General features: G+C 44.4%; 20 protein-coding genes. 6 read left to right on the top strand and 14 right to left on the bottom strand.

The genetic code is table 11. The features are described from left to right. Nucleotides 1–10: 10 nt before the first annotated feature. The 9 genes from CWO13_RS03320 to CWO13_RS03360 form a co-directional block, all read right to left on the bottom strand. Nucleotides 11–817, bottom strand: coding sequence for a DUF1365 domain-containing protein (locus CWO13_RS03320; protein WP_102432128.1), 807 nt, complete (start codon nucleotides 815–817; stop codon nucleotides 11–13). Beyond that, nucleotides 814–2,085 carry an NAD(P)/FAD-dependent oxidoreductase gene (locus CWO13_RS03325; RefSeq protein ID WP_102480348.1) on the bottom strand — a complete coding sequence of 424 codons (1,272 nt, stop codon included), beginning with the start codon at nucleotides 2,083–2,085 and terminating at the stop codon, nucleotides 814–816. Before CWO13_RS03325 ends, CWO13_RS03320 begins: the two co-directional genes overlap by 4 nt. A gap of 2 nt (nucleotides 2,086–2,087) precedes the next feature. Beyond that, nucleotides 2,088–2,819: an SDR family NAD(P)-dependent oxidoreductase gene (locus tag CWO13_RS03330; RefSeq protein ID WP_107898598.1), complete on the bottom strand. Its 732-nt coding sequence runs from the start codon at nucleotides 2,817–2,819 to the stop codon at nucleotides 2,088–2,090. Beyond that, a complete protein-coding gene (locus tag CWO13_RS03335; protein ID WP_048660595.1) occupies nucleotides 2,819–3,250 on the bottom strand; it encodes a nuclear transport factor 2 family protein in 432 nt (143 codons plus the stop codon). Before CWO13_RS03335 ends, CWO13_RS03330 begins: the two co-directional genes overlap by 1 nt. A gap of 14 nt (nucleotides 3,251–3,264) precedes the next feature. After that, the gene (phrB, locus tag CWO13_RS03340; RefSeq protein WP_108082528.1) at nucleotides 3,265–4,725 is read right to left on the bottom strand and encodes a deoxyribodipyrimidine photo-lyase; all 1,461 of its coding nucleotides are present in this window, start codon (nucleotides 4,723–4,725) and stop codon (nucleotides 3,265–3,267) included. Next, entirely contained in the window at nucleotides 4,722–5,669 is a 948-nt protein-coding gene (locus tag CWO13_RS03345) for a YbgA family protein (RefSeq protein WP_048663947.1), read from the bottom strand. The genes phrB and CWO13_RS03345 overlap by 4 nt, the downstream gene beginning before the upstream one ends. 144 nt (nucleotides 5,670–5,813) lie before the next feature. After that, nucleotides 5,814–6,494 carry a ChrR family anti-sigma-E factor gene (locus CWO13_RS03350; RefSeq protein ID WP_108082529.1) on the bottom strand — a complete coding sequence of 227 codons (681 nt, stop codon included), beginning with the start codon at nucleotides 6,492–6,494 and terminating at the stop codon, nucleotides 5,814–5,816. Beyond that, nucleotides 6,487–7,134: a sigma-70 family RNA polymerase sigma factor gene (locus CWO13_RS03355; RefSeq protein ID WP_108082530.1), complete on the bottom strand. Its 648-nt coding sequence runs from the start codon at nucleotides 7,132–7,134 to the stop codon at nucleotides 6,487–6,489. The genes CWO13_RS03350 and CWO13_RS03355 overlap by 8 nt, the downstream gene beginning before the upstream one ends. A 110-nt stretch (nucleotides 7,135–7,244) precedes the next feature. Beyond that, nucleotides 7,245–7,865: an LON peptidase substrate-binding domain-containing protein gene (locus CWO13_RS03360; RefSeq protein WP_108082531.1), complete on the bottom strand. Its 621-nt coding sequence runs from the start codon at nucleotides 7,863–7,865 to the stop codon at nucleotides 7,245–7,247. A gap of 252 nt (nucleotides 7,866–8,117) precedes the next feature. Between CWO13_RS03360 and CWO13_RS03365 the strand changes: the two genes are divergently transcribed. Next, a complete protein-coding gene (locus CWO13_RS03365) occupies nucleotides 8,118–8,504 on the top strand; it encodes a tautomerase family protein (protein ID WP_017070218.1) in 387 nt (128 codons plus the stop codon). Between the two features lie 104 nt (nucleotides 8,505–8,608). On the opposite strand, the gene CWO13_RS03370 is transcribed toward CWO13_RS03365, so the two are convergent. Next, nucleotides 8,609–9,406, bottom strand: coding sequence for a DUF4344 domain-containing metallopeptidase (locus CWO13_RS03370; protein WP_108082532.1), 798 nt, complete (start codon nucleotides 9,404–9,406; stop codon nucleotides 8,609–8,611). A 326-nt stretch (nucleotides 9,407–9,732) separates the two neighbouring features. Between CWO13_RS03370 and CWO13_RS03375 the strand changes: the two genes are divergently transcribed. Next, nucleotides 9,733–10,089, top strand: coding sequence for a YibL family ribosome-associated protein (locus CWO13_RS03375; protein ID WP_017060971.1), 357 nt, complete (start codon nucleotides 9,733–9,735; stop codon nucleotides 10,087–10,089). A gap of 315 nt (nucleotides 10,090–10,404) precedes the next feature. Then, the gene (gltS, locus tag CWO13_RS03380) at nucleotides 10,405–11,631 is read left to right on the top strand and encodes a sodium/glutamate symporter (protein ID WP_108082533.1); all 1,227 of its coding nucleotides are present in this window, start codon (nucleotides 10,405–10,407) and stop codon (nucleotides 11,629–11,631) included. Between the two features lie 201 nt (nucleotides 11,632–11,832). Here gltS and norW read toward each other — a convergent pair whose 3' ends face one another. From norW to CWO13_RS03400, 4 genes are all read right to left on the bottom strand, one after another. Continuing rightward, nucleotides 11,833–13,002 carry an NADH:flavorubredoxin reductase NorW gene (gene norW / locus CWO13_RS03385; protein WP_108082534.1) on the bottom strand — a complete coding sequence of 390 codons (1,170 nt, stop codon included), beginning with the start codon at nucleotides 13,000–13,002 and terminating at the stop codon, nucleotides 11,833–11,835. Nucleotide 13,003: 1 nt separating this feature from the next. Further along, nucleotides 13,004–14,509 carry an anaerobic nitric oxide reductase flavorubredoxin gene (norV, locus tag CWO13_RS03390; protein WP_108082535.1) on the bottom strand — a complete coding sequence of 502 codons (1,506 nt, stop codon included), beginning with the start codon at nucleotides 14,507–14,509 and terminating at the stop codon, nucleotides 13,004–13,006. Between the two features lie 293 nt (nucleotides 14,510–14,802). Then, complete coding sequence (locus CWO13_RS03395; RefSeq protein WP_048663939.1) at nucleotides 14,803–15,459, bottom strand: NAD(P)H-dependent oxidoreductase; 657 nt, start codon at nucleotides 15,457–15,459, stop codon at nucleotides 14,803–14,805. A 324-nt stretch (nucleotides 15,460–15,783) separates the two neighbouring features. Then, nucleotides 15,784–16,650, bottom strand: a complete 867-nt coding sequence (locus tag CWO13_RS03400) for a glycerol kinase (protein ID WP_108082536.1) — start codon at nucleotides 16,648–16,650, stop codon at nucleotides 15,784–15,786. A gap of 576 nt (nucleotides 16,651–17,226) precedes the next feature. Here CWO13_RS03400 and CWO13_RS03405 point away from each other — a divergent pair. From CWO13_RS03405 to CWO13_RS03415, 3 genes are all read left to right on the top strand, one after another. Further along, nucleotides 17,227–19,119: a PTS mannitol transporter subunit IICBA gene (locus CWO13_RS03405; RefSeq protein ID WP_102432117.1), complete on the top strand. Its 1,893-nt coding sequence runs from the start codon at nucleotides 17,227–17,229 to the stop codon at nucleotides 19,117–19,119. A gap of 184 nt (nucleotides 19,120–19,303) precedes the next feature. Next, nucleotides 19,304–20,452, top strand: coding sequence for a mannitol-1-phosphate 5-dehydrogenase (locus CWO13_RS03410; RefSeq protein ID WP_102432116.1), 1,149 nt, complete (start codon nucleotides 19,304–19,306; stop codon nucleotides 20,450–20,452). A gap of 50 nt (nucleotides 20,453–20,502) precedes the next feature. After that, a complete protein-coding gene (locus CWO13_RS03415) occupies nucleotides 20,503–21,039 on the top strand; it encodes an MltR family transcriptional regulator (protein ID WP_196303849.1) in 537 nt (178 codons plus the stop codon). Nucleotides 21,040–21,305 lie beyond the last annotated feature (266 nt).

Below are 21,305 nucleotides of genomic sequence, written 5' to 3' on the forward strand. Positions count from 1 at the left end.
TTTTAAGCGCTTAAGATGTTGAGTCTGGATGCGCCACAAACGGTACTTTTTTCAGGAATAATTTGAGAGCCTGATAATAAATTCCCATCACGACTTTTATGGTCATAGCCGGAATCTTGAATACCGTTCGTCTAATGTTTGTCTTGGTTACTGACTGTTTGGTCAGGGCCAGTGTCGCATCGAAAAGCTTGTTGTCTCGGCGGCTTTCGATGTGAACTAACGTGCGTTTCGCTGGTGGCTTAATCTTCCAAAAATAAGTCATGTTCAAATCCATGAACGGCGAAACGTGAAACTCTTTTTTTACCTTCAACTCTTGGTGCATGTCGATCAGATAGTAGTGTCTTTCTCGCCAAGGCGTGTTACTCACTTCTGCCAACATGTATTTACAATCTCCAGTTTCGTCATAGCAGAAGAAACAGTTGATTGGGCTGAAATAGATGCCTAAACAACGGCACTGAGCCAGCATCGTCACACGGTTTGAATCAGACCAAACCCCACCAAGTTGTTGCACTTTGGAAGCTATACGTTGCTTAAGTGATTTTGGTTCATACGTAGTGACATTTTCTTTTTTTTCAGCGAGATAATCCGATTCTACAAAGCGAATCGGGTTATACCATCGAGTGCCGAACAGCGCACTGCGCGATGTGGTTTGGGGCAGTTCGTCAAGATCGAGCCCCATCATATACAGCTGATAGCTGAACTCATGTGTGATGTTGCCAAAGCGACGATGTCTGACGTTACCCCAATAGATACCGCTAAGTTCTTCACTTTTTTCGGATGCGATCCCCATCTCGGGTGTCAAGGTTTGGCTGCTCATTGCGCTGAACTCGTACTCAAATCCAAACCGAAGCGTTTGGTCACATCGAGTGCACTGTGGACACCGTCTTCATGGAACCCGTTATACCAATAAGCACCAGCAAAGTGAGTCTGGTTTTTGCCACAAATCTGCTCTCGTTTGTGCTGAGCTTCGACCGTGTTCGAATTAAGTACCGGGTGATGATAAACAAAGCTGCGAATGATTTTCTCTGGGTTGATGCTTTCGCTTTGATTCAAGGTGACACAGAAGGTGTCTTGGCTTTCGATGCCTTGCAGGATGTTCATGTTGTAAGTCACACAGGCTGGTCGTTTACTGTCGCCATCTAACATGTAGTTCCAACTTGCCCAAGCCAGCTTTCTGTCTGGTAATAAGCGTGTATCGGTGTGCAGAACCACTTCATTGCGGCTGTAAGGGATCTCGCCCAGTACCTGTTGCTCTTGTTCTGTCGCATCACCAAGCAGACGTAAGGCTTGGTCTGAGTGACAGGCAAAGATTACTTCGTCGAAGTTTTGCGTGCTGCCATCTTCAAATTCAACAGTGACGCCCGGTTCTTGGCGAGTGACTTGTTTAATCGATGTATTCAGTGCAACAGGCTTACTCAAGCGTGAAAGGATAATTTCAACGTAAGAGCGTGAACCTTTTGGAATCACATACCACTGAGGGCGGTTCGCGATATCGAGCAATCCGTGGTTGTAGAAAAACTGAATAAAGAATTTCAGCTCAAACTCTTCCATTTCCTCTAAGCTTGTCGACCAAATAGCCGCGCCCATCGGCAGAATGTAGTGCTGACTGAAAAAATCTGAAAATTGATTATCGCGTAGGAAACTGCCAAGGGTAACGTCTGGTGTGAATTCATTACTTTCAAACTGAGCCTTACACAGTTTGTTGAACTTGAGAATGTCAGACACTAAAGACCAGAACTGAGGTTTGAAGATGTTACTCCTTTGTGCGAATAACGAATTAATGCTATGGCCGTTGTACTCAAACTTAGTAGTGGTGTTGTGGACGCTGAAGCTCATCTCTGTAGGTTGCCTTTCGACACCGAGTTGTTCCAGGAGCTGATTGAAATTTGGGTAGGTTCGATCGTTGAATACGATGAAACCTGTATCTATCGAAAACGCCGAGCCTTGATGTTCAATATCAACGGTCGCGGTGTGGCCCCCAACATAATCATTCTTTTCGAATACCGTTACGTCGTGGTGCTTATCTAATATGTGTGCGCAAGTGAGTCCAGAGATACCTGACCCGATAATGGCGATTTTCTTCATTGTTATACCATCCTTGAAGCGAGTTTTTGCCAAACTGGAGTTGGAAGTATTCTTAGTAGCTTCATCAACATGATGAATCGTCTTGGGAAATCGATTTCACTCTTTCCTTGAGCAATACCATTTACGATTCTTTGAGTTGCGGCCTCACTACTAATAATCATAGGCATAGCGAACGTATTTCGCTCGGTTAATGGCGTTTCAACAAAGCCAGGGTGCACAATTGATACATGAATGTTGTGCGTTGCCAGATCAACCGACAGTGTTCTGCCTAAGTAGGTGAGGGCTGCCTTTGAAGCGCCATAAGCTTCTGCTCTAGGTAAAGGTAAAAAGCTGGCGCTGGAGCTTACCAAAACCAAACGGCCACCGGGCTTGATGTTTTTTAACCAAGCTTTAAGAGCGTAGCCAATTGAAATTAGGTTGATGTTGATGACGCGCTCGAAAAGCTCGGCATCAAAATTCACAGGGTCGTCGATGTATTCACAATCACCCGCATTTAGAATCAGCAGATCGAGCGGCTTGTCTTGGTCGAGTTCTGGGAAGTTGTGGTAATCGGTCAGATCGAAACAGAGCGGTGAAATGGATGAATGTGCGATGTCTGTATCGTGAGAATCAACTAAGGCCTGCAGTTTGTCTGGGTTGCGGCCACAAGCAATCACCTGATGCCCTTGCTGAGCGTAATCTTTAGCGAGGGATTGGCCGATACCTGAGGTCGCGCCTGTAATCATAATACGCATTATCGGCTCGCTCTCTTTTTGATGGATTTAATCGCGCAGCCCAGTACTGGAATGTGTTCATACAACATAGAACCGACGTCGAGGTAGTCTCTGTGGTAAATCACCTGACCGTCGAACATCTTGAGGTGGCTGTGTCCTTGTACTTCGATCGGCTTTTGCCCATTTAGTTGCTTGTGAGCAAATTGCATCGTCCAGTAAACCGAAGCTTCATCGTTCACTTCGAAAGTGTGTTCAATGTGGAAGTAACAGCTCGTCACTTGGGTGTAGAGGTTCTCGAAGTAGTGAGTAAGCGCAGAAATACCGCTGACATGGTGCAGCGGATCTTGGAATTCAATATCAGGGTGATAAACCGTCTTCAGCACGTCGAAATTGTCTGTTCCGAGTTCTCGATACATGTTGAGAAAGTTATCAAGCCATAGAGAGTTATCCATAATATTCACTCTAATTATTTGAAGAAGGCTAAGGCTCTCAATCGTGCTTGTTTGTGCTCAACGATGGGTTGCCAGTATTCGCTGTCTATCCCGTTTTTAGCGATAAAGTCATGTGGAAAATGTACATGCTTATCAGGGATGTTTTGCAGCTCTGGTATGTACTTACGAATAAAAATTCCTTTTGGATCAAACTTTTCACTCTGGGTGATTGGATTGAAAATTCGAAAGTAAGGTTGAGCATCGCAGCCAGTACTTGAAGCCCACTGCCAGCCACCGTTGTTGGCGCTAAAGTCACCGTCGATAAGGTGCGACATAAAGAAACGCTCACCCCAGCGCCAGTCAATAAGCAGGTGCTTGGTTAGGAAGCTTGCCACCACCATTCTTAGCCTGTTGTGCATCCAGCCCGTTTCAACCAGTTGACGCATGGCTGCATCAACCAATGGATATCCGGTTTTTCCTTCGCACCATGCTTTGAAGCTAGGGTGATCTTGATACCAGTCTAATCCATTGTATTTTTGCTGAAAGTTCGCTCCTTTAACCAGTTTAGGATGGTGGAACATCAAATGCTTATAAAAATCACGCCAAATCAATTCATTAAGCCAAGAAAAGGCCGGCAGCTGAGTATCAAACAACAAATCGGGTTGTTGCTGAATCAGCTGAATCGCTAGCCAACGTGGGCTCACAGCGCCAATCGCCAAATAAGGTGATAGACCAGACGTGCCTTTTACCGAGGGAATATCTCTCAGGCGCGTGTAGTCGTTGACTTTATTGGTTAAGAAATTCGGGATCACATTGCCCAATACATCTTGGCTTAATGGCCAGCGGCTTGAATCAACACGCGGAAAGTCAAAATCATAGTCAGCGGAGATTCTTGAAGCTTTTAAGTCGTCAGGAAGTTGTGATTGTGGACGCTGAGTTTGTTGAAGCTGTGTTTGTTGAAGCTGTGTTTGTTGAAGCTTAGCGGGCACGATAGGAGCCGGGCTACAGATGATACCTTTCACCTGAACTTCTTTTAACCAAGCGTTCTTAAATGGCGTAAAGACTTTGAACATCTCGCCTTGTTTGTTAAGAACGCTACCTAATGGCAGCATAACGTCACAAGAGCTGACCTGAAGGTTTACCCCATTTGATATCAGTTGCTGGTCACGGGTTTGTTCATCTACCTCAGGTTCTGAATTTGCGTATACGCACTTAGCATCAAGTTGTTCGTATAATTCGATGAGCTGTCGGGCTTGGTCATCAAAATCGCTGGCTTTGAGATGCAGCAATGAAATCCCAAACTCAGCGAGTTGGGATTCGAGCTGTTTTAGGTGACGATAAATGAAATCGGCTTTGATGGGGGCAAGGTGGTGTTGCTGCCATTGCTGTGGTGTTGAAATAAAAACGGCGATAGACACGCCGTTTTCAACTGCCGCGACGAGCGCTGGGTTATCGTGAATCCGCAGGTCTCGTCGTATCCATAGAATGTTGCTCAATATCCGTATCTCAGTTTAAGTTCTTGTGGGTGAGGGTTTAGGTAAACCTGTGACTCCAAGTACTCGTTTGGGTACTCCATTAGGTAGTGGTTGATCAGTGTCAACGGCACTAGTAACGGAATTACGCCCTCTCTGAATGATGTAATTTGGCTTGAGAGTTCTTGCTTGTGAGCACTGCTCAGCTGCTTCTTGAAATAGCCTTGCAGGTGTTGCAGAGTATTGGCGTGAGTACCACGGTTGGCATGATGTGATAACGCCGTCATCAGGCCTTTAATATATTGGTCTGCAAGCTCATTAATGTCGAGTTTATTGCTCGCTAGCAGATTGCCCAAACTTTTGTAACTCTCTACGTGGTGACACATCACTAGATACTTGTGCGCACTGTGGAACTGGATAAGCTTGTGTTTTGTTACACCCTCATCCACAAGGTCGAGCCACTTTTGATAGGTGAAGACACGAGTCATGAAGTTCTCGCGCAAAATAGGGTCGTTAAGTCGCCCGTTTTCTTCAACAGGAAGTAACGGGTTAGCGTCCATGATCTGCTTAGTAAACATGCCAATACCAGTCGACTCAGAACCACGACCATGGTGGTGGTACACTTTCACTCGCTCCATACCGCAAGTTGGGCTCTTTTGGCAAACAATGAATCCAGCAATGTGCTGATTGTTCTTCGAGTAGTTTTGACCGAACTCGATTAACTCATTGGTCACATCACCAGAACCGTCTGGACGGGAGACGTGAATGATATCGTCTAACATCCGAGTCTGGCGAATAGTTGGGCGAGGCGTTGGCAGACCAACGCCCATCTCTGGACAAACTGGTTCCAACTCAACGTAATCTGCTAAGTCGTCCGTGCAGAAGCGAGAACGTTTATGGCCAGTATCGAACCGAACTTTATGACCGGCGACACATGCACTAATGCCTATTTTTATTTTCTTATCCATTGGTCAAACCCTCACGTTCATTGCTCTTTGTTATTCTTATTTTGTGCGTACTGTTGCTTATTGTGTGTTATTTTAGATCGGTTTATTTCTTTTTCTCTAGCCAACTTCTTAAGTCTTGTGATGAAGTCGGTAAATGTTTTTAAGCTAATAAATGTATTTACCAAGTGGGTTGAACAACTGGCTCACCCCTTTCGTGAAGTACAAGGCATCACTGGAAACGGTCAAGCACACACAACCTTCTTTGGTCGCAGGTTGATGAGTGTGATTGCCATCTAGCCAGATGAAGTCGCCCTTGGTGTAGACCCCCATCTCGTCTTCAAAGCTACCCTCTAAAAGAAGTGTAATTTCGAAACCTTTGTGAGTGTGGCAAGGCACTTGTCCGTTTTTATCGATATGCAGCAAACTTGTGTGATGTGCTTCGTCATCGAAATCGAGTCTTGCGCGTGAAATTTTGCCTAGGTTCATCCAATCTTTTCTCGCCACCGAGTTCAGAGCGCGAGGAATAGTGAATGTGGTATCTGCAACGGTAACTTGCTCTACCTTTGGCTCAACTTCCACTGACTGAGATAAATCAGCAGTAATCTGCTCAATTGCATCAAAGTCGAAATCCATGTCGTCCATTGAAAAGCCGCCTGACTCTTCGTTCGAGAACGCAGGTTCTTTATCAAAGGCATTGTTCGCCGCCTCAGCGGTAAGTTGATTAACCTGCTGTTGGCAATGTTCACAAAGTTCTACGTGACTAGAAACAATCAATGAAACAGAGTCTGCAAGCGTGCCATCGACAAAATCTTTCAAAATTTCAGCATTTGGGTGATGTTTAATCATGGCTTTGTTCCCCCATGTGAACCTTAAGTTTGGCTAAAGCGAGTCTTAGACGTGATTTCACGGTTCCAAGTGGGACGCCAAGTTGTTGAGCAAGCTGTTCTTGAGAGAGCTCTTGAAAGTAGACACCTTTCACAATGGTTTTCTGAGCCAGAGGCAACTTCTCTATTTGTGTCATTACGTGTCGGCTCATCAAATGATCGCCAAACGGTAATTCATCACTTTGAGATTCCGCAACCATCGCGTCAATAGGCCAAATGTCGTCTGCGATTGTCTGTTCCGCTTTGGCTTTCACTTTACGCAACATATCAAACGCAGCATTTCGCATGACGGTGTAGACCCAAGTCGTCGCAGCGCCTTTGTCTTCGTTATAAAGATGGGCTTTCTTCCAAACGTTGGTCATGGTGTCTTGAACTAGCTCGTTTGCAGCAGCTTCATTGCCTAACTTGCTGATTCCGAAACGCTTTATCTTGGGAGCAAAGAACTTGAACAAACAGGTAAATGCCTGCTTGTCTCGGACTGTACCAACTAAGATCAACCAGCTTGAAAGCTCTGTTGGAACCTTGGATTCGGTCGTTGTTTTTTTGTCTGGGATAATGACATGCTCCTTGCCTTTCCCTGAACTTCTACTTTCGACTTGCATAGTAAATAACCATCATGCGAATTTGAGTGGCACTACGTGAAAGTTGAAGGCCGGGATCACTTTAATTTAAATTATTTTCCACTATACAAAATTATAGTGAAGAAAAGTGCTTATTGCCCCGTAATGATTTGATTCAAAAAAGGAACTAAAGAAGGAAAGCTAGCGGGCTCGGTGAACTCTGTTTTCTTTTCCAAAGGGATAGGCATCATTTCGAGTAGTCGCGCGCAAATCCATTGCGGGCTTTCGAAATCAGGAGTGGGGTAAAGGGTTCTTATCGAATCGTGGTCGCGAAACAGCTGAACCAAAAACGCTGTAAACACGTTAGGCACGTCGTAATCGAGAACCGGCCAATGGGGCAGTGGTCTGAATTTGCTTTTGATCAAGCCAGCAGTGTCTCTGTGAGAGGAGTGAAGCTGCACTAGCTGCTGGCCTTCCACATCGATTTCCAATATCTGATCATCAGCCATATTAAAGTCTACGATGGATACTTTTGTTCCCCAAGAGCTAAGGCGATCAGCGTTTACGTTGTCTTGAGTAGCAATGATAAAGCCATCGCCCTGCGCTGCGTGTGCGACCATCGCAAGGTATTTGGGCTCGAAAATGCGTAGCCTTTGACGACCTCTTGGTAACAGGAAGATGGGGAGCGGAAACACAGCGACTTCTAGCGAAGACTCTGCGGGTGTTTCTGGTTCGGCGTCTGTCCGTGTGGCCTTACTAGGTGAATTCGGCACATAGTACTCCTTAATTCAAATGTGATTTCAGAAGATATACGCCGGGATAGCGGTGTTCGATCAATTCGCTTCGACTTATGTTCGCAAAGGGATAAGTATTTTGTTGCACCTGTTCATAAATTCATTGTTTTTACCTTTTCTCACACGTGTCATTAGGTAGTATATGTACAAATAGTAAGCGAATGGGTGGTCGCTAGACGATGCTTCTATCTAACGTTCCTCTATACCTAACATCGCATCAAAGGAATGGTCATGATTGTTATTTATGGTATCAAAGAGTGCTTAAATCCAATTAAGTTGCAACTATCAAACGTGTTGCAGCAGTGTTTAAACAGTGAAATGGGTTTACCTGATGACAAGCGCGCACATCGGTTTGTGCCATTGGAACGGGATGACTTCTTTTACCCGGAAGGAAGAACAGAAGCCTATACCGTCATTGAAATCAATATGATGGAAGGTCGAGCGGTGAACACCAAGAAACGCCTAATCAAGAAGATATTTTCTGAAATAGAAAAGCAGTTGGCTATCTCTCCGATTGATATTGAAATCACCATCAAAGAACAGCCATCGCACTGCTGGGGATTTCGAGGTATGACAGGCGATGAAGCTCAAGATCTTAAATATAAAGTGAAGGTCTAGGGCTTAAACTCTTAACTCTTAACACATAAGACTTAAGCCAACCTATCGAGTGGCGGCTTTGGAGTTTGATGCCAAAGCCGTTTTATCTCGTTCTTGACACACCTTTAAGTATCGTCACTCTCTTTTAAATACTGATGCCAATTTTCATTGATCACATCAAAATGCTCCACACAGAACTCTTTCCGATCTTTCAAATAGTCATTTTCCACTTCATCGAGCAAGTTCTTATAGGCATCAGGGTCGCTGCCATACACCAAGCATAAAGTAGAGAAGTAACGCTGCAGGTCGAAACTGTGCTCGTCGATGTATTCCCCTAAGTCGTAATATTCTGGGCGGTCTTCTGATTCGAAAGCGAACATGTCTGCTGCGCTGATCGCGGCATCGGCGCCATGTTCCACATAGTTAAGTAATAGGATGGTCGCTAGGTTGTCGACCGCATCTTCCTCTTTGCCCAAGATGGCAATCTTTTGGTCTTCAATATAAGCATGCCCTGCTTCGTGCAGCAGAGTGTGCAGTAAGGTATCGATAGCGCCAGTTTGCGCAGATTTCCCATACTCTTTTTCGTATTGGTTCTTCTCAAAGTAGTTAAGTGATTCAGCGTAAAAGCGGTAAGGGATCAGCACTTGATGGGTTTGTGGGTCGTAGAGCGGCCCGTCTTCTCCGCCATATTGAATGGTTAATGGCTTCTCAAACATGAAGAGTTGGTTTGATAGGTCGACCACTGTGTCATTAACGCCACTGATTTGAATCTCGCGTTTGAGTTGCTCTTCTTCGGCATTTTTCGGCGCAGAGTACTCGACGATTAGGTTATTTTGGGGTGTTTGTTCACTAGATGCATAAGTTGCGGCAAACATTGAAATCAGGGCTAGGCTGTAGGTCAATGTTCTTTTCAATAATGTCATCGGTTATCCTTGTGATTACGTTGCGAATCAGAGTCGTTGCAGGGGTGGATACCCCAAGCTGTGTACCCTGAGTTAGTTACTGCGTTAGAGTATAAGTTTAGACGGAATTTTGATGTATCGAGGACTGCAATTTTTGAGGTAGACGCTATCCTATCAATGAATAATCCGCTCAGAGGCTCGCCACAAAGAATAGGTAGCCTGAATGAACGGTATCGATGTGATTCGTTTCTGTTGGTAATTAACAGATAAATTTCGGTTCAAGTGAACCCTTGTGCTATACTCCGCGCCCCAATCCGAATTGGCTTGTTAAATCTTAGGAAATTATTATGAGTGTTAAAAACGAACTTCAACAAATTAACAACCGTCTAGACAAGTGTCGCCACAAGTTAGATGCTGCTAAAACTCGTAATGATCGTCCTGTTGTTCGTCAATTCGAGGAAGAGATTAAGAAGCTAACTAAGAAAATTGCCCAGCTTAAACACAAAGAAAGCTACGATGTGAACCAAGAGCGTAAGTCTTTGGTTGATATGCCATTTAGCCGTGAGATTACAAAAGCTGAGCAAGCGGATATGGGTAAACTTAAAAAGTCTGTTAAAGGACTCGTAATTGTTCACCCAATGACGAAGATCGGTAAAGAACTTCGCATTGAGGTTATGACTGGTTACGCACCGAAAAAATTCTAATTACCAGCGATGGTAATAAAAGAGGAGCTAGCGATAGCTCCTTTTTGCTTTTTTAGGTATTCAGAAAGGGTTAAATCGACGATCGCATCGGCGATAAGATAAACAGATAGGTGTTGATTTGGGTCATAGAATCTCTCATCGCCTACTAAAGTTAACGTGTTACTAACATGACACTTAGCTGACACGCTAATGTGTTCGGTTTCTAATCCAACAATTTCTCATCAATTTGCACAAATATAGGCAGAGCAACACAAATACTTACAGATAAAACTAGACTCATTAAGGAAGATGAGAACGTAAAACAATAGAGGTTATATGAATCAATTAATTTCAATAGGGCCACTAGAATCTTTCTTAATCGCGATCAGCGTTTTGTTTCTAGGTCATTTTGTAAACGCAAAGCTACCGATTCTCAAAAAGTACAATATCCCAGAGCCCATCGTGGGCGGCTTAATTGTTGCTTTTGCGATTACAGGCCTGCATTTTAACGGCCTTGATCTAGAATTCTCCCTACCTTTACAGAACACATTCATGTTGATGTTCTTTGCGACTGTAGGTCTTGCTGCTAATTACACACAGTTAATGAAAGGCGGTGCGAAGGTATTCTTGTTCTTGGGCGTCGCTTCGGTATACATCATCATCCAAAATGGTGTGGGTGTGACGTTAGCTACCGCGCTTGGTCTTGAGCCGCTAATGGGCTTGATTGCAGGTTCTATTACGCTGTCTGGTGGTCACGGTACAGGTGCAGCTTGGTCGCAAACCTTTGCTGATACTTATGGCATTGCCAACACGCTAGAAATCGCGATGGCTTCGGCAACCTTTGGTTTGATCGTTGGCGGTATCATCGGTAGCCCGGTGGCACAAAAGCTGATCGACAAAAACAACCTTGAATCAGAGTACGGCACAGGTACACAAACGCACGAGCGTTTCCCTGAGCTGGTGACGTATAACGAGTATGAAGAAGACAAAGTGACAGCCAAGAAGGTGATTGAAGTATTGTTCATCCTTCTTATCTGTATCACAGGTGCGAAGTACCTAGAGCAGTGGGTGGCGACTTTTGAAATTTCTTGGTTGATGATTCCAGACTTTGTTTACGCGTTGTTTATCGGTGTGTTCATCACTAACGTGTTTGAAGTGACTAAACTGCATAAGACTGACAGCGAAACGGTCGATATTCTTGGTACGGTGTCATTGTCCCTGTTCCTAGCCATGGCGCTAATGAGCCTTAAGCTTTGGAACATCTTTGACCTTGCGATTCCGTTCTTGGCTATCCTTGCGGTTCAGGCGGTGGTGTTAGGTATCTTCTCTTACTTTGTGACGTTCAAAGTAATGGGTTCTAACTACGACGCAGCGGTTATGGCGGGTGGTCACTGTGGTTTTGGTCTAGGTGCGACACCGACAGCCGTAATGAACATGGGGTCTTTGGTGAATAGATTCGGTCCGTCACCCCAAGCCTTCATGGTTGTGCCAATTGTTGGTGCCTTCTTTATCGATATCGTTAACCTGATTATCCTTCAAGGTTACATCTCGTTTATCGGTTAAAGTTCGCCTTTGTTTAAGTGCGCTAAGCTCATCGCACTAAGATGAATACAAGAAAGCCAGTCTGTTGACTGGCTTTTTTATTGCTTGCTTATACTAGAGTTGCTCTAGTATAAGCCTCAAATTTTCCCGAATTTGATGTGCATTTTTGTGTTGAATACAGTCGACCTATATAATGCGTCGACTGCTTTTACAGCTTTGTGCTTATGATGGTGAAATTGTCTGCAACTCCTTTAGTAGGGGAAATGCGGTTTTGATGTGCTCTCCCGTGACAATGAATCCAACCAACTGATTATCTTCATTGAAGCCTTTGGCGACAATACCTTTAGGATCGAATCGAGTTTCCCAGCTCTGAGCTGTGTGAATATCGCGCCCTGCAAGCTGAATAGGATAACTCGGTGTTTTCACCTTGGTGATCATATGAGGCAAGCTGAGCTTTGTTTCGCCTACTTTGCCCTCTCCTTCATCCATAGTCAGCTGCTTCGCCAACACGTTTGCCGACAAGATTGCTGGCTGCAAATAGGCCATCACACGACCTTCAATTTCAGCACAATCACCAATCGCATACACATTGTTGGCACTGGTTTTCAGGGTGTCATTGACCACAATACCTCTGTTGACCTCAATTCCCGCTTGCGTGGCTAAAGCCTTATTTGGCCTTAACCCTGCTGCGGCAATCACGATATCTGCTCGTATTAATCGAGAGGCGGTAGTTTGTAGCCTGACTCCATCATGAAGATAAGTCGCTCGACAAATCGCAGAGTCGGTTTCGACGGTAACCCCTGCTTTTGCCAGCTCCTTTTCCAACTCAAGTGAAACGAAAGGCGGCACTAAGTTATTCAATAGATAACTTGCGGGTTCGATTATCGTGACACTTTTGCCCGCAGTTTGAAGATCGAATGCAAGCTCGACCCCAATCAAGCCTCCTCCAATCACAGTGATTCGCTGTGCATCATCAACCTGCGCTTTGTGTTTTTCGAACTCTTCCAAGCTATTTAACGTAATGGTCGCTCTGCGTTTAAGCCCTTCCGCTGGTGGTATGAAAGGTGTCGCTCCCGTTGCTAATACCAACTTCGAATAGTGGATGATTTGCCCATCAACATGAACACACTGCTGCTTGGTATCGATTTCACTAACTAAAGCCCTGGTTTTGATGACCACGTTGTACTGCTCAGCCAATTGCTGAGCGTTATTAACGGTTAACGCCTGTGGTGTTTGAGCCTGGCTGAATGCGTGTGAGATATTCGGCTTACTGTACTCAACCCCTGCATCTGCCGTGATCATGGTAATCGCGACATCTTGGTCAATTTTACGTACCATCTTTATGGTTTGGAGGGCGGCGAAACCACCACCCACAATCACAATGTTCGACATGTTACTTCTCCACAAACACTTCTTTGCCTAAATGACATTCGGGGCAAAGGAAATCATCTGGCACTTGTGCCCATGGTGTTCCTGGTTCAACGCCTTGGTAGGGTTCACCCAGTTGTGGATCGTACACCCATTCACACACAGTACAGCGCCAGCAAGTGCAGTCTGCGCTATGGTTTGGCTTGTCTTGAGCCTGCTCGGTTTGCTGGTTGTCTGTGTCAGCGAGCGCGACCGGAGTACTCGTTGGTACAGGTGTGGTTTCAAGCGGCTTAACACTGCGTTCAACTTTCTTAGGCTCACTAACCTCGTTCGCATCGGTGCGCCAAACCTCGGCCAGTGTCATCCCGTAATCAATACATTGGCGAAGTGCATCTGTGTCTGGTTTCCAGTGGATGTGTTGTGGTGCGCTGACTTCGAAGTTGGCTTCACGTAGGCGAGCATCGATACGTTTAACTGCGCCACCGGTCCAACCTGAAGAACCGAATGCAGCGGCTCTTTTTTCTGCGAAACGTAGGCCGTGTATCTCTTCAAGTAGCGCAGCGATCTGCGGCATCATCACATTGTTCATGGTCGATGAACCAACAAGCACACCCTTCGAGCGGAAGATATTGGCAAGGATGTCATTCTTGTCGTGCTTAGAGATGTTGAAGACCTTGATTGCTGTTTCTGGGCTGCCTTTGCGGATACCTTTGGCGATCGCGTCAGCCATCATGCGAGTGTTGTTGGACATGGTGTCGTAGACAATCGTGATACGATCTTCTTTGTAGGCTTTCGACCACTCGTAATATTGCTCAACGATTTGAGTCGCATTGTCGCGCCAAATACAACCGTGAGAAGTCGCAATCACATCGATCGGCACACCTAAACTCAACACTTCTTCTATCTTCGCTTTTACTAGAGGTGCAAATGGCGTCAGGATGTTAGAGAAATAACGCAGACATTGATCGTGAAGCTCTACTTGGTCTAGCTGGTCGTTGAATAGGTTTTCGTCGCAGTAGTGTTGGCCGAATGCATCATTACTGAACAGGATTTCATCGCCAGTTAAGTAGGTCGCCATTGAGTCTGGCCAGTGCAACATCTTCATCTCAACAAAGATAAGTTGCTTGCCGTTACCGACATCGAGCGTGTCGCCGGTTTTTACGGTTCTGAAGTTCCAATCTGGTTGATGGTGATGGCCAACAATCGAGTTAACACCAGCTTCTGTGCAGTAAACCGGTGTGTTTGGAATTTTGGCTAATAGTGCAGAAAGGGCTCCGGAGTGGTCTTCTTCAGCGTGCTGGCAAATGATGTAATCGATCTCATTGATATCGATTTCCATCTCTAGGTTTGCAAGGAATTGCTCAGTAAAGCGATGATCGACAGTATCGACAAGCACTGTCTTCTCTTCACGGATCAGGTACGAGTTATAACTCGTACCTTTGTTCATGTGGTATTCCTTACCGTGGAAGTGCTCGGTTTCCCAATCGTGGACGCCGACCCAGTGAACATTTGATTTAACGTGAATAGTCATAATGATAGTACCTTATTGAAATATCTAAGGCTCTCATTGCACTAGTTGTGCCATGTTTCTAAGTTATTGTTTTGGCTGTTTTTGTTTGATTTTTGAGCTCATTTTGTGTCTTTATGACTTGTTAGTTTTTGTAATCATATTGATTTTAACGTGTCTTTATGACTGGTCGGTGGGTAGTGGCTTGGATAAATAACAGATATAAAAAAGGCCAGACGAGCGTCTGGCCAAATAAAGCAGTGCGATTTGTTTGTTTCAGCTATTACAGCGTTGTGCCTATTATAGCGCGGTAACTGTTATAGCGTGGTAACGACTTCATCAAGAGCTAGACGCGCTTTTGGTTTACCGTGGTTGTAGTCTTCGCCGTCTTTGTGGTAGCCGATAGCTAGCGCTACATCAACAACGTGGCCTTCTAGTTCGTCAGCAAATTCTTCGCTGATCATAGCAGCGTCTACACCTTCCATAGGTGTTGAAGCGATACCTAGGCGAGCAAGTGTGTGCAGTGTGTTACCTAGTGCGATGTAAACTTGAGACTTAGTCCAGTTACCGTTGAAACCTGTTTCGTCTGTGTTCATTTCTGCAAATGCGTAAGCACCTAAGAATTGCTCGTACATTTCAGCTGGTAGGTGACCAGAGCTTACTTCTGTATCTGCACGCTTCGCGAATTTCTCTTTAGTGTATTTAGGATCGTGAGCAAACAGGATCGTGTGTGACGCTTCTTTCGCATGTGGTTGGTTAAACTGGAACATGTTTTCGAAAGTATTGTGGAAGCGTTGTTTTGCTGCGTCACTCTCAATGATGATGAATTTCCAAGGCTGAGAGTTGATAGAAGAAGCTGACAAACGAAGTGCTTCTTTGATTACTTCCATGTCTTCCGCAGAGATGCGCTTTTCTGCATCGTATTTTTTAGCTGTGTAGCGAGTGTTTAGATCTGAAATGATTGGATGAGTCATGTTGAATCCTAATATCTATCAATATATATGTTGTAGGGGTTTATGTTCGGTAACGTCAACAATAAACGGATAACGCATTTAGGCTATATCTCGATAGAAGTCGTTTCTAGAACAGTCAGCCTCTAAAAGGCTGAACGCTAAAATGGCTATCGAACATGCCCCAATAAATCGAGTATCTGCGGTAGCTCAAGTCGATGGGTGTAAGATAATAGAAGAGTTACTCGGGAAAAATAGCGAACATATCAAATCACTATGGTTAATAATGTCCATAATGATTCGATAAGTGTGATCTTAGTGGATGTGGGGATGTCTAGATTCAGTAGCTTAGTACGCCTTGATACCATATTGACGCAATAATGGTGGAAGTACGCTGTCTAGGTTGGGGATATCTTCTGGCGTGATTTCGATTAAGCCAAAACCATGCTCTTCATAGATTTTTCTCGTAGTTTCACGTTTATCTTCGGCGATTGGCGCAGAATCGGTTCCCCAGAACTGGATGTACACTTTGCCACTTGGTAGATAAAAATCGCTGATCACTTCTTTTGATATCGGAAGCGGACGCTCGTACGCATGAACCACTCCTGCCATATAAAGCCAGTTATCGATGATCAGTTCTCCCTTTGAACGAACATAATGCCCATCTAAGCTTCGGTGCTTCGCCTCGAATTTCTGACGAAAACTGGAAAATGACACATCGGTCGAGTGGCTTTCAGCATCATGCCCCAAAAACTCTACAACAGATTGCTTTAATCGTTTATTACGGACCAACGAATCGTGCCATACCACGAATAAATTTTGAGTCGCTTTATCTTCTCTTTGTTCACCACCGGCTTTTAAGCCTGTAGAGGTGACATGCCAACCGTCTTCTTCTTTCTTTATCCACCCAAGTTCATTGAGCAATAAGTTGATCTTCTTGGCGCTGAGATCAAAGGCGTGACCTAATTGCGTCGCGGTTAATGTTTTGCCAGAGAATGACTCTAAGTCGATAAGCAGTTTCTCTGGCCACACAATAAAGACACCAAATTTTTTGTGTTCTACATACTCCCCCCCAAAGCTTTCTCCTCGCTCGGTCAGCACCCAGCGGTCTTCTGAACGTACGATATAGCCAGCCGTTTTTAGGTCACTAAATAGAGTTTTAGCTTCTATGCCTTTTTGTTTAGCGAGTGCCGATGTGGAGATCTTGTCTGACATAGTCTTCTCTTAAGTCGTCATTTGACTACTGGATAATGTGGGGTCGGAATTACACAGGAACTGATTACTAGAATAACACATCTACTTTACGCAATTCCGCTTCCTCATTGTTCATGTATTTTGAGCTTTTGGGGGAAGGGTTCTCTAAAAAAGCATCAAGAAAGTCCTTTATTACATTCTGTAATTAAATTACATGATGATGGGTTTAATTCATCTTAGTGCATAGAAAACACACTTGGAATGGCGTTCCTTCATACATGGTTTATAGTTTTTAAGATGCACCTTTCATTAAGTGTGATCTTGATCTCTAATTATTTTTGACTGTCGAGTTAATTAGTGTGATCTATATCTCTCATGAATTAGAATTATTCTCATTAATTTTACTTTGTAATTTAGATTCATGACATTTTTGTGATCTAAAGCGTTGCTGTTAACCCCAAAGTGTTTTTTATGCGTGATGTTTGTCACGAAAGTTGGGCTAGGGTGCATTTTGGAAATGTTGTGATACATTTTAATCAACTTTTGAGCACACACTTTCGGTCATTTGACCAACCAATACACTACGGGGTTCTACCTATGTTATCACCAGAAGCGAAGATCAAGGTTCAAAACTTTGGTCGTTTCTTATCCAATATGGTAATGCCAAACATCGGCGCATTTATTGCGTGGGGTTTCATTACTGCACTATTTATCCCAACAGGTTGGTGGCCTAACGAAACGTTAGCATCAATGGTTGGTCCTATGATTACATACCTACTGCCACTATTGATTGGTTACACCGGTGGTAAAATGGTTGGTGGTGACCGCGGTGCGGTAGTCGGCGCTATCACAACAATGGGTGTTATCGTTGGTACTGATATCCCAATGTTCATGGGTGCAATGATTGTAGGTCCACTAGGTGGTATCGCAATCAAGAAATTCGATGAAGCTGTTCACGGCAAAGTGAAGAGTGGTTTCGAAATGCTAGTGAACAACTTCTCCGCTGGTATCATCGGCATGATCTGCGCGATCATCGCGTTCATCGTGATTGGCCCTGCAGTTAAAGTTCTATCTTCTGGGTTAGCGGCTGGCGTTAACGTAATGGTTGAAGCGGGTGCACTACCTCTAGCATCTATCTTTGTTGAACCGGCGAAAATCCTATTCCTAAATAACGCAATCAATCACGGTATCTTCTCTCCACTAGGTATTCAGCAATCTGAAGAGATCGGCCGTTCAATCTTCTTCCTAATCGAAGCGAACCCAGGTCCAGGTCTAGGTCTACTACTTGCTTACATGGTGTTTGGTAAAGGTAGCGCAAAGCAATCTGCTGCTGGTGCATCTATCATCCACTTCTTAGGTGGTATCCACGAAATTTACTTCCCTTACGTTCTAATGAACCCACGTCTAATCCTTGCGGTAATCGCAGGTGGTATGGCTGGTGTATTCACTAACGTAGTGTTCGACTCTGGTCTTATCTCTCCAGCATCACCAGGTTCTATCTTTGCAATCTTACTGATGACGCCAAAAGGCTCTTACATTGGTGTTGTTCTTTCTGTTATCGCTGCAACAGCAGTATCTTTCGTAGTCGCTTCAATTCTACTTAAGACTTCAGCTCAAGATGACGAAGAAGATTCTCTAGAAAAAGCTTCTGCACAAATGAAAGGCATGAAAGCGTCTTCAAAAGGTGCAGCATCAGAAGCAAACGTAAACCTAGCGGATGTAAAAGCAGTTTATGTAGCGTGTGATGCGGGTATGGGTTCAAGTGCTATGGGTGCGGGTCTACTACGTAAGAAAGTAGCAACGGTTGGTCTAGATATTGAAGTAACCAACTACGCCATCAACAACCTACCGGCTGATTCGCAAATTGTTATTACGCATAAAGACCTAACAGACCGTGCTCGCAAAACCATTCCTGGTGCAATGCACATGTCTCTTAACAACTTCTTAGACGGCGCAGTATACGACAACCTAGTAGCAGAACTGGTTGAAGCACAAAGTGGTGAAGCGAAGGTAGAAGCTCCGGTTCCTGCAGCGGCTCCAGCACAAGACGGCAGCAAGCTTGCACTTACTAACGATAGCATTTTCCTTGGCCTTAAAGCGACTCAAAAAGAAGACGTAATCAAGTTTGCTGGCGACCAATTAGTAAAACTTGGCAATGTATCTCCAGAGTACGTAGATGGCATGTTTGCTCGTGAAGAGCTTGTATCTACTTACCTTGGCGAGTCTATCGCAGTACCACACGGCACAATCGAAGCTAAGCAATACGTACAAAAAACCGGCATCGTATTCTGTCAGTACCCTGAAGGTATTCAGTGGGGCGAAGATGAAGACGATATCGCGAAGATGGTTATCGGTATTGCCGCACAAGGCGATGAGCACAACATGGTGCTGATGGCTATCACCAATTCACTTGATGATGAAGACGCTGTGGAATGCCTACAGAACACAACAAACCCTGCTGATGTTCTACGTATTCTAAACGGAAACTAAAAAGCTCTAGTCAAGCTCCTAAGTGAAGGAGGCCGGTATCCCCCTACTGGCCTCATTTTCGGTCTAAATCTGTCTTAACAAGATTCAGTCTGAATAGCTTACTGCTTAATGCTTAGGGCACATCGTCAAGGCATGTTGTTGAGCAGTTAGCTATCTAGATTCAAATATTTATAAGGTCAAAATTATGAAAGCGTTACATTTTGGTGCAGGTAATATCGGTCGTGGCTTCATCGGTAAACTTCTTTCTGACGCTGGTATGAAGGTTACTTTTGCTGACGTAAATGAAACGGTTGTTAATGCGTTAATTGAACGTCAAGAATACCCAGTGAAGATTGTTGGTGAAGAGTGTGTTGTTGAAATCGTTAAGAACGTGACGGCAGTAAACTCAGCAACAAGCGCTGTGGTAGATAGCCTTGCTGAGTCTGACATTGTGACCACTGCGGTTGGTCCAACGGTTCTTAAAATTATCTCTAAGTCTATTGCTCAAGGCATTGAAAAGCGTGCAGCGGCAAACAACACCGCGCCAATGAACATCATCGCAGCAGAGAACATGGTTCGTGGTACTAGCCAGCTTAAAGCTGCGGTTTTAGAGCACCTTTCTGACGAAATGAAAGCGTTCACTGAAGCGCATATTGGCTTTGTTGATTCAGCGGTTGACCGTATCGTACCACCAGCAGAAGCAGGCGAAACAGACCCACTAGCAGTAACAGTTGAAACGTTCAGCGAGTGGATCGTAGACCAAACACAATTCAAAGGTGATATTCCAAACATCCCTGGTATGGAATGCACTGATAACCTAATGGCTTTCGTTGAGCGTAAACTGTTCACATTAAATACAGGCCACCTAGTAACAGCATACCTGGGTGTACTTGCTGGTCACGAGACAATTAAAGATGCTATTGAAGACCAATCGATCTACTCTGAAGTAAAAGCAACAATGGAAGAGAGTGGTGAAGTTCTGATCAAGCGTTACGGCTTTGATCGAGATGCACATGCCGCTTACATTTTGAAAATTCTTGGCCGTTTTGCAAACCCATTCCTGCGTGATGAAGTAGACCGCGTGGGCCGTCAGCCTATTCGTAAACTGAGCCCACAAGACCGCTTAGTTAAGCCATTGAACGGTACATTAGAGTACGATCTTCCGAACGCTCACCTAGTAAAAGCGATTGCTGCAGCATTCCTTTACAAGAATGAAGACGACCCACAAGCGGTTGAACTTCAAGCAATGTTCGCAGAAAAAGGTTTTGCTGAGACATTAGCGCATTATTCTGAGCTGAATATCGATTCAGAAGTTGTTAAACTAGCGGAACAAGCTTATCTAGCATTGAAATGATAAATCATCAAAGTGCCACCCCGGTGGCACTTTCTTATTGCCGAGCCGTTATGCCAATACAAACTAGCCATGAAACTGAATTACTTGAAGCCCTATCAGAAGCTGAGAGTGCTGGCGCCTGCCTAATGGCTGCTTACGATGCATTGGATGACACGGTAGATGCCGTATTAAAGAATATCTTTAAGAAAGATGACACTGCAATTAAGTTCGTTGTAGAACCTCTTCTTAACAGCGGTGGCCCGTTAGGCGAGATTATGATTCGCGCTAAGCTACTATTAGGGCTTGGTGTCATCAGTAAAGAGCTTTATGACGATTTAGAGGTTTTCGTTACCTTGAAAGAGTGGGCGAAAATACAGGGTGACGACACCAGTTTCACAGAAGTCGACATTATATTTGAGCTTAATAAGGTACACGCGATTCAGCGTATTATGCCAATCGAATATGATGTGGAGATGGTGGAGACCATGTCTGGTCCAATGCTTGAAATGTTTTTGGGGCGACATAATCAAAAAGTGAAGTCGACGATCGTTTTAGCTATCACTGACATTATCACTACCTTGTGCCGAGATAACGCGCTGAGTTCTTAGCTTTAGTTTATAGTCTTGCTTATCTTGTTTTGCATCCTACATATCTTGTAGCTGTTCGTTCGTTTCAATCCAAAATTTAAAATGATGGCGGTTTCTCTAGTTTGAGAAATCGCTTTTTTGTATTCACTCCAGCCCTCCTATTTCTTCCGAGCTAAGCATGACACAAATTGACGATTCTTATGTCGATTACAATCTGCACGTTTTGTTTTAATCGTTGGATAGTCTTGTACCTTGACTGCGAAATTCAGGTACAAAAAAAGCCACAT

Source organism: Vibrio sp. ZF 223 (assembly GCF_003050585.1).
In the GTDB taxonomy this organism is placed as follows: Bacteria; Pseudomonadota; Gammaproteobacteria; order Enterobacterales; family Vibrionaceae; genus Vibrio; species Vibrio crassostreae.